This window comes from Mesorhizobium sp. WSM4306, assembly GCF_007003975.1.
GTDB lineage: Bacteria > Pseudomonadota > Alphaproteobacteria > Rhizobiales > Rhizobiaceae > Mesorhizobium.
Genome location: NZ_VFTC01000017.1, coordinates 1 through 14,799, shown reverse-complemented (window position 1 = coordinate 14,799; position 14,799 = coordinate 1). Strand labels below are relative to the sequence as shown.

10 protein-coding genes and 6 pseudogenes are annotated in these 14,799 nt (G+C 60.1%); 13 read left to right on the top strand and 3 right to left on the bottom strand.

Features of this window, described 5'->3' with window-relative positions; translation table 11 throughout:
- The first annotated feature begins 71 nt into the window (after positions 1-71).
- From FJV77_RS19760 to FJV77_RS19750, 3 genes are all read left to right on the top strand, one after another.
- Positions 72-539, top strand: a complete 468-nt coding sequence (locus tag FJV77_RS19760; protein ID WP_063169330.1) for an Lrp/AsnC family transcriptional regulator — start codon at positions 72-74, stop codon at positions 537-539.
- Between the two features lie 409 nt (positions 540-948).
- The gene (locus FJV77_RS19755; protein ID WP_063169331.1) at positions 949-2,136 is read left to right on the top strand and encodes a M20 aminoacylase family protein; all 1,188 of its coding nucleotides are present in this window, start codon (positions 949-951) and stop codon (positions 2,134-2,136) included.
- A gap of 79 nt (positions 2,137-2,215) precedes the next feature.
- Complete coding sequence (locus FJV77_RS19750) at positions 2,216-3,649, top strand: amidase (protein ID WP_063169332.1); 1,434 nt, start codon at positions 2,216-2,218, stop codon at positions 3,647-3,649.
- A gap of 808 nt (positions 3,650-4,457) precedes the next feature.
- Here the strand turns inward: FJV77_RS19750 and FJV77_RS33295 are convergent.
- Complete coding sequence (locus FJV77_RS33295; protein WP_164548505.1) at positions 4,458-4,763, bottom strand: hypothetical protein; 306 nt, start codon at positions 4,761-4,763, stop codon at positions 4,458-4,460.
- A gap of 2 nt (positions 4,764-4,765) precedes the next feature.
- Here FJV77_RS33295 and FJV77_RS19740 point away from each other — a divergent pair, with 2 nt between their 5' ends.
- The 3 genes and pseudogenes from FJV77_RS19740 to FJV77_RS19730 form a co-directional block, all read left to right on the top strand.
- Positions 4,766-5,095, top strand: coding sequence for an ATP-binding protein (locus tag FJV77_RS19740; RefSeq protein ID WP_272482847.1), 330 nt, complete (start codon positions 4,766-4,768; stop codon positions 5,093-5,095).
- A 771-nt stretch (positions 5,096-5,866) separates the two neighbouring features.
- On the top strand, positions 5,867-6,874 hold the full coding sequence (locus tag FJV77_RS19735) for an ATP-grasp domain-containing protein (RefSeq protein WP_063169333.1): 1,008 nt from the start codon (positions 5,867-5,869) through the stop codon (positions 6,872-6,874).
- A gap of 188 nt (positions 6,875-7,062) precedes the next feature.
- Positions 7,063-7,343, top strand: a pseudogene (locus FJV77_RS19730) (integrase core domain-containing protein); the annotation flags it as partial.
- A gap of 48 nt (positions 7,344-7,391) precedes the next feature.
- Here the strand turns inward: FJV77_RS19730 and FJV77_RS32970 are convergent.
- A complete protein-coding gene (locus tag FJV77_RS32970) occupies positions 7,392-7,631 on the bottom strand; it encodes an IS110 family transposase (protein WP_063169335.1) in 240 nt (79 codons plus the stop codon).
- A gap of 209 nt (positions 7,632-7,840) precedes the next feature.
- Here FJV77_RS32970 and FJV77_RS19720 point away from each other — a divergent pair.
- The 7 genes and pseudogenes from FJV77_RS19720 to FJV77_RS19695 form a co-directional block, all read left to right on the top strand.
- A pseudogene (locus tag FJV77_RS19720) lies at positions 7,841-9,045 on the top strand (IS110 family transposase).
- Between the two features lie 365 nt (positions 9,046-9,410).
- A complete protein-coding gene (locus tag FJV77_RS19715; RefSeq protein ID WP_063169336.1) occupies positions 9,411-9,845 on the top strand; it encodes a transposase in 435 nt (144 codons plus the stop codon).
- Positions 9,842-10,194: pseudogene (tnpB, locus tag FJV77_RS19710) on the top strand (IS66 family insertion sequence element accessory protein TnpB). Before FJV77_RS19715 ends, tnpB begins: the two are co-directional and overlap by 4 nt.
- Before the next feature lie 69 nt (positions 10,195-10,263).
- Positions 10,264-11,581, top strand: a pseudogene (locus FJV77_RS19705) (IS66 family transposase); the annotation flags it as partial.
- Between the two features lie 49 nt (positions 11,582-11,630).
- Complete coding sequence (locus FJV77_RS32450) at positions 11,631-11,933, top strand: hypothetical protein (RefSeq protein ID WP_063169337.1); 303 nt, start codon at positions 11,631-11,633, stop codon at positions 11,931-11,933.
- Positions 11,920-13,983 (top strand): recombinase family protein, encoded by a 2,064-nt coding sequence (locus FJV77_RS19700; RefSeq protein ID WP_063169338.1) that lies wholly within the window; start codon positions 11,920-11,922, stop codon positions 13,981-13,983. Before FJV77_RS32450 ends, FJV77_RS19700 begins: the two co-directional genes overlap by 14 nt.
- Before the next feature lie 28 nt (positions 13,984-14,011).
- Positions 14,012-14,204, top strand: a pseudogene (locus FJV77_RS19695) (transposase domain-containing protein); the annotation flags it as partial.
- 44 nt (positions 14,205-14,248) lie between these two features.
- Here the strand turns inward: FJV77_RS19695 and FJV77_RS32965 are convergent.
- Positions 14,249-14,586: pseudogene (locus FJV77_RS32965) on the bottom strand (IS110 family transposase); the annotation flags it as partial.
- Positions 14,587-14,799: the final 213 nt, after the last annotated feature.

Sequence of the window (14,799 nt, the reverse complement as noted above, 5' to 3'; positions counted from 1 at the left end):
CTTGCTACATTTTGGACGTACGGACTGGCGGCCTTGGCATTGGCCGATATCATCATGAGCAGAGATTGTGAATGGATCTGGATCGAATTGACCGGAAGATTCTCAACGTCGTGCAGCGCAACAATCGCCTTACGACAGAGGAATTGGGCGAACTTGCCGGACTATCGGCTACCGCTTGTCAGCGGAGATTAAAGCGACTTCGAGACGCTGGCGTCATCGAAGCGGACGTTGCCATAGTTTCACCGGAAGCCGTCGGTCGGCCCCTGCTCCTGCTGGTATCCATCACTCTCGAGCGCGATCGCGCCGATATCATCGATCGTTTCAAGCAGGCAATTCGGCGGACGCCTGAGATCATGAACGCTTACTACGTTACGGGTGAAGCGGATTTTATTATTACGGTCTCTGCTCAGGACATGGCCGAGTACGAGGCGTTTACCCGTCGTTTTTTTTACGAACATCTTGAAGTAAAGGGGTTCAAGACAATCGTTGTAATGGATCGGATCAAGGCGTCGTTTGCTCTGCCAATTGCTGAAGAGTAGCCTTCAAAAGAGCCCGCCCAGGCAACCACCACGCGCCTTCCGCGGGTCGCAGTTGTCCCGCACTTCTGAATGTCGGCTGTCCTATTTTGAATGGTCCCGCATATATACCAGGGCACCTCCTCTCAGCCTGCAGGTGTTATGCGCCAATGACCAAAAAACGATGATATTCTGCGGGACCAAGGCGCCCTTCGCGCAACCAAGCTCTTTGGCACTTGCTACATTCTGGGCGGAGCGGAATTCAGGATTGTCGGTCCCCGGCTAATTGGAGCGGCTTCAGTCGGCGGAATAGCTGGGGTGCCTACGTCGCACAGAGGATGCTGTGCTCCCGGCAGCGCGGAAACGGGTCTCCCGGCTCTCGCAAGGACAAAGCGTGAAATTCGCCTGCAACCGGCAAGAAAGGAAAGTCCCCGTGGCAATTCTCAATAGCGTCGCAGAGTTTCTCCCCGAGATAGTGGCTTGGCGCCGGGACATCCATGCACATCCCGAACTGGGCTTCGACATCCCCCGTACTTCGGCATTTGTCGCCGAGCGCCTGCGCGAATTCGGCTGCGACGCCGTCGCGACCGGCATCGGCAAAACCGGCGTCGTTGGCGTCATCAAGGGCAACGGCGTCGTGAGCGACGGTAACCCAAAGGTTATCGGATTGCGCGCTGACATGGATGCGCTGCCGATCAACGAAGCGACCGATCTGCCCTATGCGTCCAAGAACAAGGGCTTGATGCATGCGTGTGGGCATGACGGCCACACCGCGATGCTGTTGGGTGCCGCGCGCTATCTTGCCGATACTCGGAATTTCGCTGGAACGGCGGTCATGATCTTCCAACCTGCCGAGGAGATCGGTACCGGCGCCGTTGCCATGCTAGATGACGGTTTGATGGAGCGGTTCGGCATCGAGCACATCTACGGAATGCACAATCGTCCGGGCTTGCCGGTAGGTGTCTTCGGAATCCGGCAAGGTCCAGTGATGGCGGCAACTGATAGCATAGAAATTAGCATTGAAGGGCGAGGGGGGCACCCTGGAAGGCCTCATGAATGCATCGATCCGATTCTGGTCGGCGCTCAGCTTGTGACGGCCCTGCAGCATATCCTGGCTCAGAACATTGACCCTGTCGACTCGGCAGGAATTTCGTTCCACCAGTTCCAGTCCGGGCAGAGACTAGTCCCCGTCGTTCCGCAAACAGCGGAGTTGGTGGGCACCATGCGGACGCTAAAGCCGGAGGTGCGCAAGTTCGTGAAGGAGCGGGTGGGCGAAGTGGTCGCCGGCATCGCCCAGATAACCGGCGCGAAGATAGATATTAAATTTCAGAGCTTCGACGCAATTCTCTTCAATGAGGTCCAGCAGACCGACCTTGCGAGAAGCGCGGCCAAGGGCGTGGCCGGTGAAAACAATGTGCTCGAGACGCCACCGGTAATGGGGGGGGAAGATTTCTCCTTCCTGGCGCAGGCGCGGCCGGGTGCTTTCGTCTGGTGCGGGAACGGTGACAGCGCCGGCCTGCATCACCCTGCCTACAATTTCAACGACGAGGCGATTCCTTATGGAACATCGTACTGGATCAAGCTCGTAGAGAACACGTTGGGATCCCGTCCGACGTCTTGATGATCGGTCTGACAAGGGCCGCAGAACGAATGAATAACTGCCGTCTTATGCCAGGCTTGAATGTAGCGGACCTCGTAAAATGAAAACTCGTTCATCCGTGCCAACATCTCTTGAGGGTCTGTCGGCGTGCGAATGCCTGGAACTCTACCGAAGGCGGCAGCTCTCGCCTGTTGAAGTCGTCGATGACTGTCTCAGCCGCATCGACGCCAACAACCCGGCGCTGAACGCATTTTGCCTCGTCGACCACGAAGGGGCCAGGTCTGCTGCCCGGGCCTCGGAGGGTCGATGGATGAAGGGGGAACCAGCCGGAGTACTAGATGGCATTCCGGCCACCATCAAAGACCTCACCTTGACACGAGGCTGGCCGACAAGACGTGGCTCATTGTCCGGCAGCACCGAGGGACCCTGGACTGAAGACGCCCCTGTTCCAGCCCGTATCCGTGAGACCGGTGGCGTTATCCTGGGCAAGACAACCACTCCAGAATTTGGCTGGAAAGGGGTAACAGACAGCCCGGTCTACGGGATCACCCGCAATCCCTGGAATCCTGACCTGACACCAGGCGGGTCGTCGGGAGGGGCGGCAGTTGCGGCTGCGCTCAACCTTGGCTTTCTTCATCAGGGTAGCGACGGCGGGGGATCAATCCGGATACCGGCGAGCTTCACGGGGACCTTCGGCTTCAAGCCAACCTTCGGCATCGTTCCGCAATGGCCAGCTAGCGCCATGACAACGCTGTCTCATTTGGGGCCGGTGACCCGCACCGTTGCGGATGCGATCCTGATGATGAATGTGATTGCACGAAAGGACGCTCGCGATGGCTATGCGGGTCCGGCGTACCTAGGTCTCGACCCCGATCCAGCAAAGACCACCATCAGGGGCCTGCGGATCGGCTACAGTCGGAACCTCGGCTATGTCAAGGTGGCGCGAGATATCCAAAACGTTACCGATAATGCGATCGACCAGCTTCGAGCTCTTGGGGCCGAGGTGGCCGAAGTCAATCCGGGATTTGCGGATCCGGTGGAGGTGTTTTCTACATTCTGGTTCGCTGGCGCCGCCCGTATTGTGTCACGAATGAACAAACAGCAAAGACAATTACTAGATCCTGGCTTTCTGGAAGGTGCCGAACGCGGGCTGAAGATCACCCTTACCGAATTTCAGGAAGCTGAGGCGATGCGGTTCGAGCTCTCCGCTCTGATGGCGAAGTTCCACGAAAATTACGATCTCTTGGTCACACCGACGATGCCTATCGCGCCGTTCCCCGTCGGGCGAAATGTGCCGGATGATAGTTACAAGGGGTGGGTGGACTGGACGCCCTTCACCTACCCTTTCAACTTGACCCAGCAACCAGCAGCATCGATTCCATCGGGCCTGGATGATCAAGGGCTGCCCGTCGGGCTACAACTGGTCGGCGCGCGCTATTCCGACACCTCCGTCCTAGCCGCGGCATATACGATCGAAAGTCGCCTGGGGCTTCCTTCTTTCGCGAGGAGCAGATTCCACGCTGCCACCCCTTAAAACTTGAGACTGCCGCGCTCAAGCACCTGACGGCCTCCAAGCGGTCAAGCCACGGACGCGAATGTCATTCGATAAAGGGGCGCGGCGTCATAGATGGGCAGTCCTGTCCTACGACGGATTGCTGACGTCACCATCGGGGACAATGTACATTCAAATAGGAGTGCGTCAATCTTGGGATGTGCGGCGCGAAGTCGCGACACAGACTGCAACCCGGGGACTCCATTTCGGTAACACTAGCCGGCCGCGTATTACCTTCGATGCCGCCGATGGCTACTCTTGCCCCTGCGGATGAATCCATGCCCAGCAGCTCTTCGCCGCAGTGTCTTGAGTCTGCGGCCAGACGGCGAGCTTTGCGCCGGCCGGAAGCTGCCGGAGGAGCGTGGGCGCCAGTAGCAGGCTCGACATGGCCACGGGAAGTTTGACAGACGTGGCCAGTGCAGCCTGGCACCAGATACTGAAGCCGCAGTCCCTGGTTATCGCGACGGCTCCGCGCTCAACCAACCGCCTGGCAGCTGCAATGTAGGCCGGCTCGAGAGAGGCATCGCCAGGACTGACCCTCTCCGCCAAAGCCCCGGCCGCGGTCTCTATTATAATTGGGAAGTCGAAGTTGCCGGGTTGAAGACCGACCCCGATGCGGTGGCGGAAATTCACCAGGGCGCAAGTCCGATCTCCAGCCTGTGATTTTTGCAACACTGGCCATCCAATGAGGATCCAACTGCCGTCTGATCGTGACAATTCAGCTGCGTCAAATGCCTTTGCCGCCAAGATGGCGCGTATCGTCAGGTTGTGCTGACCAAGCTGGGACGCTCTACGAGCGCAGGAATCCTGCATTCGCCTGACGCTTCCGGCTCGGTTGCAAGGCTCGGGAATAGTAATGACGAAACAGTGGATCAGCACGCCGTAAGCCCAGTGCAAAAAATGCGGGCTTCGTGCCGAACCTTTTTTTGGAACGGCGGGCGCGGATCTCATCATTGAGATTACCGGAAAGCCTGTCCGGACTTTTCCGAAGCCGCACTGTTATCCTGTTCGAGAGCGACGCATCGATGGTTCCTTTCCCCGCCTCATCGACAAGCTCACCCGTGTCCACTTGGCTCATCCACGACGACTTCGGCAACCATGCTCTCTCCGATCAGCAGCGCTTCCACCTCTTCGAAAATCGTCGAGGAGCGCTATCAGAGAAAATCCACCCTGATCACCGCCCAGGTCCCCGTGGCAAGCTGGCACGACCTTATTAACGACAGCACGGTCGCCGACGCTATACACGACCGCTCGTGCACAATGCACACCGCATCGCCCTTCAGGGCGAGAGCATCCGAAGAAAAAAGCCTCGGCCCTCTTGACCGACTCCGAGAACACCGAAATCAATCAGCCCTACAGCAACCAGGCTGCCGAGGACCAACCTCGACGAACTGTCGGACTTTTGTGAAAACGCTGTCCGGGAATTAGCGGAATCGCTGTCCAGCTTTTGAAGCGCGCAATAACACTATGGCCGTCATCGAAATGAGCAAGGCGAAGTGCTGATTGCCGCGTTTGTTCCGGGATTAAGCGCCAGCCTCTCAAGAAGATTTATGCCGACTCGCCATCATTGTTGAAACTGCTGCAGCGCTCGCACGTTGAAGCCGGCCAGGCCGGGCATACGATTATGCGGATCGCCTTCGCCCAACTTCAATTCTGGACGCCAGGGCTCGATGTAAGGGACCGGCGAGCGTCAAAAGACTGCGGATGGGTCGCCGCTCGTCCCCTGGGATACGATCTCTGTCGGATTTTGTCGCGCCTGCGACATAGTGGTTGTGCGGGCCAGTTTAGTACCTGATATGACCGTAAGTTTGATATCAAACTCAAAGCACTGGCCGACGTGCATTTTGCGAGGTTGGCACGGTTTTTGAAGCGATCATTTCGCGTCGGAGCGCTCTCATCCGCCGGTTATCATCTGTTTTGGCATAAACCCTGCATAAGGCTTTATTGATGGTACCGCAACCCAACTCGCCGTCTTTCGAGCTACTTGGGCAAAAAGAGCACCGCCAGCGGAAAGGGTCGGGAACCGGAGAGGGAACCGGGTGGTGGACCTATGTTTGTGGAGGGGGTTGTGAAAAGGGTCAGCCATGGTGCTTCGAGCCTCTTGTACTCGTGCAGGTCGTCAATGTTGATATAGCGGTTGGCCTCCATCCAGTTTTCATTGGTTTCGTGACAGCAGACAAACGTCAAAGGAGATAGCTCATGCGAGTAGCCATCGTAACGAACAGTGATTTCAACGGTGTGATTAACCGGTTCGGTCAGCCTTGTCCGCAGCCGCCGCAGCCTTGGCCGCATAGCGGCACGTTGGAAGATGTGGTGGCGGCACTTCAAGAGGGCGGCCACGAGACGGTAGTGTGTGAAGGCGATAAAGGACTGCTCGCCAGTCTCGAGCGGTTCATGCCACCTGATCCGCAAGGTCGCCCCTCGGGAATGGTCTTCAACTTGGCGGAGGGAATTCAGGGCGAAAAGCGTTACACTCATGTTCCTGCCATGCTTGAGATGGCCGGTGTTCCATACACTGGATGTAGCCCCTTCGGGATTGGGCTGACGGGAGACAAAGTCATTACCAAAATGCTCATCCGCGATCAGGGCGTGCCGACTCCGAACTTTCGCGTGATGCGTCGCGGCACCGAGAACACCGGCGACCTGAGATTCCCAGTGGTAGTGAAGCCGCGGGAGGAGGACTGCAGCTTCGGATTGCAGATCATACATGAACACTCTAAGTTGCGGCAGGCCGTCGAAGTGATCGTCACGCAGCATGCTCAGGATGCGCTAGTGGAGGAATACATCGAGGGGCGGGAAATCTGCGTTGCGTTGCTCGGAAACGGGGAGCCCGAAGTTTTGCCTCTAGTGGAGCAGGACTTCGGTGACCGCGAAACGCGTGTTATGAATTGGGATGCGAAGTACGTGGCGGCCGCAGCGGTGCCCAAGATTTGCCCGGCGAAAATCGAGAGCGGGCTTGAGACGATGTTACGGGATATTTCGGTTGCGACCTTCCGTGCCTGCCACTGCCGGGACTATGCCCGCGTCGATTTCCGGATCGATCGCTCAGGCCAACCGTTTGTCCTAGAGATGAACTCGGTGCCGGCCCTTGGTATACACTCCAGTTATGGCACAGCTGCAACGGCCGGCGGACACAGCTTCGTAAGCTTGATCAATCGCATCCTCAATGTCGCCCACACCCGCTATTTCGGAATCGGCGTCTCATAGTGGATTGATCGGATCAAAAGAGTCCGATTTCGGGATTCCGTTTTGCGGTTTGGCGTGCGAGTTAGATGCATGCGCAATAGCATCCCCCTTCACCGTTTTGGCCAGCGACCGTCAGCGCCTGCAAGCGCTCGTCGCGGCGCCAGGAAGCCCGCAAGCACGTTCGGGGGCCGCATCGTCGCGCTGTGCTTCGAACCACGAAGCCAAAGCATACTTGGACCACCGGCTAGGTCGAGCGAATGAACCGCACCATCAAGGACGCGACGGGCAAGCGTTTCCACTACGACGATCATGACCAACTGCGTCGGCATCTTGCCGACTTTGTTGCGGCCTACAAATTTCGGCCGCAGGCTGAAGGCCCTCAAAGGTCTCACCCTACGAGTTCATCTGCAAGGCATGGGCTTCCCAGCCCGAGCGCTTCACTCTCAATCCGCTCCACCAAATGCCTGGACTTGTCTATTCGGCGTGTTGAAGTCAATCCCATTCAAGCTTCCTAGGCTGACCTGCCGACGCGATTATCCTAGCCTGATTGATGTAACCGCGGCGTCAAACCGAGATACGGCCCCACGTCCTTCGAATTCCTGAAGGGGGCAGGAATATCGACCGTGGCGTTGAAACCCAGTGCAACGATAGGGCCGACGCCCAGCACGGTCATCAACCGCCTGCAAACCGTGTCACCCCTCACGATCGACAACAGTCTTTCGTGTAGCACCGTGAACTGCTCGCAAAGTTTCCGACGGGCGGTGAGCAACGTCTCCATGATGTCTCGAGTTCCGGAATGTCACCGGAAGGGTCCCGGATGCGATCCGCGAATTTGCCGGCCGTCGACAATGCCAACTTTGAGACCGAAGTTACGAAACAGGCCACGGATGTCGTTCTCGATGGCGATGGCCTTTTCCTGAAGCGACTTGAGGGCCGTCAGCAGCGCCCGGCGATTCTGGGTCGTCAGCGTCTTGACAGTAAGACCGTATGTCCGCCTCTGCCGATGAGGTGGCTCGCCCTACACTGCGCGTCCGAGGGTTGCTCGGACGGGCCGAGCCGATCCTCACCACAGGAGGACGAGCCGTGGCGGATTATAGAGAAGCATTTGTCGGAATCGATGTTGCGAAGCTTAAGAACGCTATTGCGATTGCGGAGGCAGGCCGGGAAGGAGAGGTTCGGTTCTTCGGTGAGGTCGACGCGTCGGCGACCAGCATGCGGCGGGTCATAGGCCGGATCGCCAGCCGCTTTGATTACGTGCATTTCTGCTATGAGGCTGGGCCGACCGGGTACGGCCTTTATCGCCTGATCCGGTCGCTCGGGCACGAGTGCACCGTGGTTGCACCATCATTGATACCAAGGAAGCCCGGCGATCGGGTGAAGACGAACCGTCGAGACGCCATTTCCCTTGCCCGACTATTGCGCGCCGGCGAGCTGACCGCGGTGTGGGTTCCCGATGAAGGGCACGAGTCCATACGGGATCTTGTTCGCGCGCGGGCGGGCGCGGTCGAGACGCTGCGGGTCCATCGCCAGCAGGTGAGCGCATTCATGCTCAAGCACGGCCGTAGCTATCCGCGAAAGAAGAGCTGGACGATGCGCTATCTACGCTGGCTTCAGGAACAAGGTTCGATCATCCCGCGCATCAGATCGCACTCCAGGAGATGGTCGAGGCGGTGCGCGTCTCGAAAGAGCGGGTCGAGCGGCTGGAGCGTGTGATCGAAGAGTTCGTCCCGGCCTGGTCGCTGGCACCGATCGTGTGGGCGCTTCAGACATTGCGTGGGGTAGACCTAATTGTCGCCGTGACGTTCGTCACCGAAGTCGGCGACGCCAGCCGGTTCGAAAGCCCACGCCAGCTCATGGGATATCTCGGTCGGGTCCCCGGCGAGCGCTCAACCGGGGAGACAGTCCGGCGCGGCGGCATCACAAAGGCAGGCAACGGTCGGGTTCGCCACATGTTGGTCGAGAGCGCCTGGACCTATCGACATCCGCCCAAGGTCGGGAAGGCGAAGCTATACCGGTTGGAGCAGGCGTCACCGAAGGTGCGTGAGATCGCCTGGAAGGCGCAGTCCCGCCTGACAGCCCGCTACCGCATGCTGAGCGCTCGGGGCAAACGGACAACGGTCGTCTGCACCGCGATCGCCCGTGAACTGGTCGGCTTTATGTGGGCAGTCGCAAGGGAGGCGCGCGTCACCTGATCGCTCGCCGCGATGGCGCACATATCGCGCATGGGCGGAGGCGGGACCACGGCAGGGGAATGCCCGTCAGACGCTTTGTGGCCGGCAAATCGACCGACGCCCGCAGTAAGATAGGAACAGCCCCGGACGCACAATCGGGAATGCGGTAGCCAACCCGCGCATCAGAGCTTGATCACCGACGTCCTTCAGTTCCGCCTCCCCACCCATGCGCGATCATCAGAATGAGCAGCCGTTCCTCGGATCGGGCGACCTCATGCGTTCCAAACCTTGACAGCGGACATCAGAGCGGTGTTTCCGGACCACCTTTCGGGAGTGGTCGCGATCTGTGAGGTTGCCGATCCTGTATTGGGATCGGAGATCGGCTTGTGTCTGGACTTGACCTTACGCTTGACCCGGAGCGGCAGCTTCGGCGTTTCGAGGTGATCAACGGTGCCGGCGGTCGGCGTCACTGGTCGGTGGATGACAAGGCGCGGATCATCGCAGAGACGCTGGAGCCGAATGCGATCATTTCCGAGGTCGCCCGCCGTTATGGTCTCAGGCCGCAGCAGGTCTTCGCCTGGCGCCGCGAAGCGCGCAAACAGGCCGCTTCGGTGCAGCAAGATTCTCCTGCCTTTGTGCCGGCGGTTGTGGCGGCGGCGGAACCTGCAGCCAGCCGTTCACCGAAGCAGCGGAAACGGCAAGCCACCCGAGATGCCGGCATGATCGAGCTTGAGATCGACGGCATCGCGATGCGCGTCGGCCGGGGCGCCGATACCAAGACGGTGGCCGCAGTGATCCGCGCGCTGAAGGCGACGTCGTGATCGGGCCGACGGGTGCGGTCAAGGTCATGGTGGCGACGAAGCCCGTCGACTTCCGCAAGGGTGCGGAGGGATTGGCGGCGCTGGTGCGAGAGACAATGGGGGCCGATCCGTTCAGCGGGGCCGTCTACGTCTTCCGGGCGAAGCGGACTGACCGGATCAAGCTGATCTTCTGGGATGGCACCGGGGTTTGCCTGCTAAGCGTTTGGAGGATGGGGAGTTCCGCTGGCCGAAAGTGCATGACGGCATGATGCGGCTGACGGCCGCGCAGCTCTCGGCGCTACTCGAAGGTCTCGACTGGCGGCGAGTCCATGAGGCGCGCCGGACCCGCGTGCCAGCCCAGGCGGGCTGACCCGCGACGAAGTGAATCAGCCTAGATTCCGCTGTCGCGGGCTGTCGGCGAATATGGTCTGATCCGTTCATGGCGATGACGGCTGACCAGCTTCCCGACGATCCGGACGCGCTGAAGGCGATGGTCCTGGCGCACGACGTCGAGAATGCCCGTCTGATTCAGATCATCAAGGAATTGCAGCGTCACCGCTTCGGCCGGCGTGCCGAGACGCTCCCCGAGGATCAATTGCTGCTGGGGCTCGAAGAGGCGGAGCAGATCGAGGCCGCCGGTGAGGAAGAGAAGGAGCAATCTGCTCCCGCCGAGCGGCAAGCAAAGGCCACGAGGCGCCGGGCCAACCGGGGCGCGCTGCCACCCCATCTGCCGCGCGTGGAGATGGTCGTCGACATCGAGGACCATGCCTGCCCATGCTGCCGCAATGGCTTGCATCGGATCGGCGAGGACGTGAGCGAGCGGCTCGACATCGTTCCGGCGCAGCTGCGTGTAATCGTCGTGCGCCGGCCCAAATATGCCTGCCGCGCCTGCGAGGACGTCGTGGTTCAGGCTTCCGGCGCCGGCCCGGCTGATCGAGGGTGGTCTTCCGACCGAGGCAACGGTCGCCCAGGTGCTGGTCTCAAAATATGCCGATCACCTTCCGCTCTATCGTCAGGCGCAAATCTACGCCCGGCAGGGTATCAATCTCGATCGCTCTACGCTCGCCGACTGGGTCGGCCGCGCCGCCTGGCACCTGCGTCCGGTGCATGAGCGGCTGCTTGGCAAGCTGAAGTCCTCGGCAAAACTCTTCGCCGACGAGACGACCGCGCCGGTGCTCGATCCCGGCCGCGGCAAGACTAAGACAGGTCAACTCTGGGCCTATGCCCGCGATGACCGACGATGGGAGGGGAGCGACCCGCCGGGCGTCGCCTATGTCTATGCGCCGGACCGAAAGGCCGAGCGTCCGATCGCTCATCTCGCAGGCTTCACCGGAATCTTGCAGGTCGACGGCTATGGCGGCTATCGCGTGCTGGCCGACAAAAGCGGCGTCACGCTCGCCTTCTGCTGGGCGCATGTCCGTCGGCGCTTTTATGAACTGGCAGCAGCCGGTCCCGCGCCGATCGCCAGTGACGCGCTGAGACGGATCGCCGAACTCTACAAGATCGAGGATGACATCCGTGGCCGATCGGCCAACGAGCGCCGCGCGATGCGTCAGGACAAAAGCCGCGCCATCGTCGCCGATCTCGAACCCTGGCTGCGTGAGAAGCTCGGCCTGATCAGTCAGAAGACCAAGCTCGCAGAGGCAATCCGCTACACGCTCTCACGCTGGGAAGGCCTCTCGCACTTCCTTGACGACGGCCGCATCGAGATCGACAGCAACACCGTCGAACGCTCGATCCGTCCGATCGCAATCTCGGGGTCATTCTGCCCATGTTGGGCAGGAGGTCGAAGTCCCGTGCGCAGCAATGGATCTGGGCTCCCCGCGCGCGTCGCTTGCTGCACTGCTTGAACTGAACAAGCTCTTGATCCAGCGCCGTTTCCGGCGAGGCTCTCCGGATGGTTTCATCATCGGGGAGACTCAAAATGAGAACCTTGCCGCCACCGACACGATCTCTCGTGATCGTTCGCCAGCTCAGCATGCGCTCGACTCGCACAAGCTAGTCGGGCTGAGCGCAGCGCAACGAACGATCGTGATCGCCCGGCTCGCCAATGTGCTGATGGCCGCCGCCGGTATCGTGACGGAGGAGAGCCGCGATGACGAGCCGTAATCTGATTCCGGCCACCATCCTCAAGCGCAAGGCCGTTGTCTATGTACGTCAGTCCACGCAGGCGCAAGTGCAGCTCAATCTTGAGAGCCAGCGTCGGCAATATGAGCTGGTCGACGTCGCGCGGCGCTGGGGATTCCGCAAGGTTGAGGTGATCGACGAGGACTTGGGACGCACCGCAAGTGGAGCTGTGGAACGTCCCGGTTTCGAACGCCTGGTCGACGATCTGTGCACCGGTCATGTGGGCGCTGTGCTTTGCCTGGAGGCGTCCCGCCTGTCTCGCAACGGACCGGACTGGCATCGGCTGCTCGAGTTGTGCGGCGAAGTCGATGCACGGGTGATCGATCTGGACGGAGTCTACGATCCGGGACTGCCGAACGATCGCCTGCTGCTCGGCATGAAGGGGAGCATAAGCGAGTTCGAACTCGGGGTGCTGCGTGCTCGCATGTACGAAGCTGACCGCGCCAAGGCACAGCGCGGCGAACTGCGCATCTCTGTGCCCTTCGGCTACGTCTGGCACCGGGATTACGGTCTCGGGTTCGATCCCGATATACGCCTGCAGGAGACCATTCGCCTGATATTCGCGCGTTTCCGCGAACTCGGCAGTGCCCGCCAGGTCCTGATCTCGATGATCGACGATGGCGTGCATTTCCCCAGACCCTCCGACGGCAAGAAGATGGTGTCCTTCGCCTGGGTTCCGGTCCGCTACCGCAACGTGATCTCCGTCCTGAAGAACCCGTTCTACGCCGGCGCTTATGTCTATGGTAAGAGCGAGAAGCGCACCGAGATCGTGGATGGCCGCGTCCGCAAGAGCTATGGTCATTACAAGCCGGCCAGCGATTGGGCGGTGGTGCTCAAGGAGCATCACGAAGGCTATATCGGATGGAGCGAGTACGAACGGAACCAGGAACTTCTCGCCGCCAACGCCTATGGCAAAGCCGGCGGCGTCAAGTCGGGCCGCGGCGGTCGCGCGTTGCTCCCGGGTCTTCTCTCCTGTGGTCGATGCGGGCGAAGACTGGTTGTCACGTATGCCGGACGTGGCCAAGGTTACCCGGTCTATCGTTGCGAGAACACCATGATGGCGCAGGCGCGATGCATGTCGTTCAACGGCTTTCGCACCGATGCGGCGGTGGCCCGCGAAGCCTTGGAGGCGGTTGCGCCGATGGCGATCGAGGCGGCGTTGGAGGCTGAACAGATGCAGCTGGAGAGCGAAGCCAGGCGGCGGCAGATGATCGAGATGGACCTGCAGCAGGCACGCTATGAGGCATCGCTCGCCGAGCGCCGCTACGCCGCCTGCGACCCGGAGAACCGGCTTATAGCGGCCCAGCTCGAGAGGAACTGGGAAGCTAGGCTCAGGCGCGTGGAGACCTGCGAGGCCCGGCTCAGTGAAGTCCAGCGTATGGAGCCTGTCGACGCGATCCCTGACTTCACCGGCCTCGCCCAGGATCTCGAAGCCGCCTGGAATGCGCCGGGTGTCGATATGCGGTTCCGTCAGCAACTGCTGCGCGCGCTCATCAAGGACATTGTGGCGGACGTCGATGACGACGCGCGCGATGTGATCCTGACCATCCATTGGCATGGGGGCCAGCATTCCCAGGTAAGGGTTCGCAAGTCCAAATCCGGAGAGCATGGCCAGAGTACGCCTGAGGAGGCTCTGGCGGTCATGCGATCCATGGCAACGCGATGGTCGGATGCCGAAATCGCCGCCACACTCAACCGCATGGGCATGAAGACGGGTCAGGGAAAGACCTGGACGGCGCGACGCGTCCAATCCCTGCGCACGGTGCACAAGATCAGCGGCTATCGGTCTTCCGACAAGAACGGCGAGTGGCTTACCATGTCGGACGCGGCCGCGAAGCTTGGCGTGTCGCACGTCAAAATCCGCCGGTTCGTCAGGGACGGCATATTACCAGCCGAGCAGGTCATGCGCGGCGCGCCCTACCAGATCCGCGCCAGCGACCTTGAAGATGAACGGATCAAGGCCGATTTGGCGCGCAAATCTCCGCGTATCATCAACGACGATAATCAGAAATCGCTGTTTCCCGCCATTTGAAGAGGGGGTGCATAATGAATCAGTCTTCGCGCTCAACCGCAAGAACGCGCTCTTCGCAGGCTCTGACGGCGGCGCCGAACACTGGGCAGTCATCGCCTCGCTGATCGAAACCTGCAAGCTCAATGGTGTCGAACCGCTCGGCTTATCTCGCCGATGTCCTCACCAGGATCGTCAACGGCCACCCCAACAGCCAGATCGACGATCTCCTGCCTTGGGTCTACATCAACAAGCTCGAGCTCAAGGCCGTGGCCCGAGAATACCGCTTACTCTTGACATGCACGGGCCGGAACAGGTTAACCCGCATATCTGCGCGATGCCGCGAGCATGGTTGCGGTCGGTCTTGTTGACCTGTGCCTTGAGAACGCCTTGGAATGACGGGGCTCGATACAGGTCACGTAGTCCGGCTGCCGCCAGACCAACCATTGGGATAAGGGGCCGGCTTCAAGCCTGATCCGGGCGAGATTCCATGCGGGGTTCTTCAATGCGTCAGCAAGATCGTCCGGATGACTAGCAACCTTCATCTCTCGGCAAATTCGGCGCCCTTCTCACGATGCAAACGGTGGTCTCTTTCACGGAGACGTCCAGTCCGGCATAATTTTTCATGCTGCGCTTCCTTTCCTGATGCTTGTGGCTGTTCACACAGACCACGTTTTGTCATCATCTCGAAGCGCAGCACTTCAAAACAACCCGTTCAAGGCGGGGGGCAAAGCCGAATACCACAATCTAAACACCTAGCGATGCTGTTCAAATTCGCCTTGCCGGCATGGGACCCCATCGCTGTCATCACAGGAAGCAGTACGTGGGAGGGGAACTGCT

Coding starts and splice junctions, on each gene's coding strand:
- FJV77_RS19760 (WP_063169330.1), top strand. CDS start 72: ATGGATCTGGATCGAATTGACCGGAAGATTCTCAACGTCGTGCAGCGC.
- FJV77_RS19750 (WP_063169332.1), top strand. CDS start 2,216: ATGAAAACTCGTTCATCCGTGCCAACATCTCTTGAGGGTCTGTCGGCG.
- FJV77_RS19740 (WP_272482847.1), top strand. CDS start 4,766: ATGCTCTCTCCGATCAGCAGCGCTTCCACCTCTTCGAAAATCGTCGAG.
- FJV77_RS19735 (WP_063169333.1), top strand. CDS start 5,867: ATGCGAGTAGCCATCGTAACGAACAGTGATTTCAACGGTGTGATTAAC.
- FJV77_RS32970 (WP_063169335.1), bottom strand. CDS start 7,631: ATGGAGACGTTGCTCACCGCCCGTCGGAAACTTTGCGAGCAGTTCACG.
- FJV77_RS32450 (WP_063169337.1), top strand. CDS start 11,631: ATGGATCTGGGCTCCCCGCGCGCGTCGCTTGCTGCACTGCTTGAACTG.
- FJV77_RS19700 (WP_063169338.1), top strand. CDS start 11,920: ATGACGAGCCGTAATCTGATTCCGGCCACCATCCTCAAGCGCAAGGCC.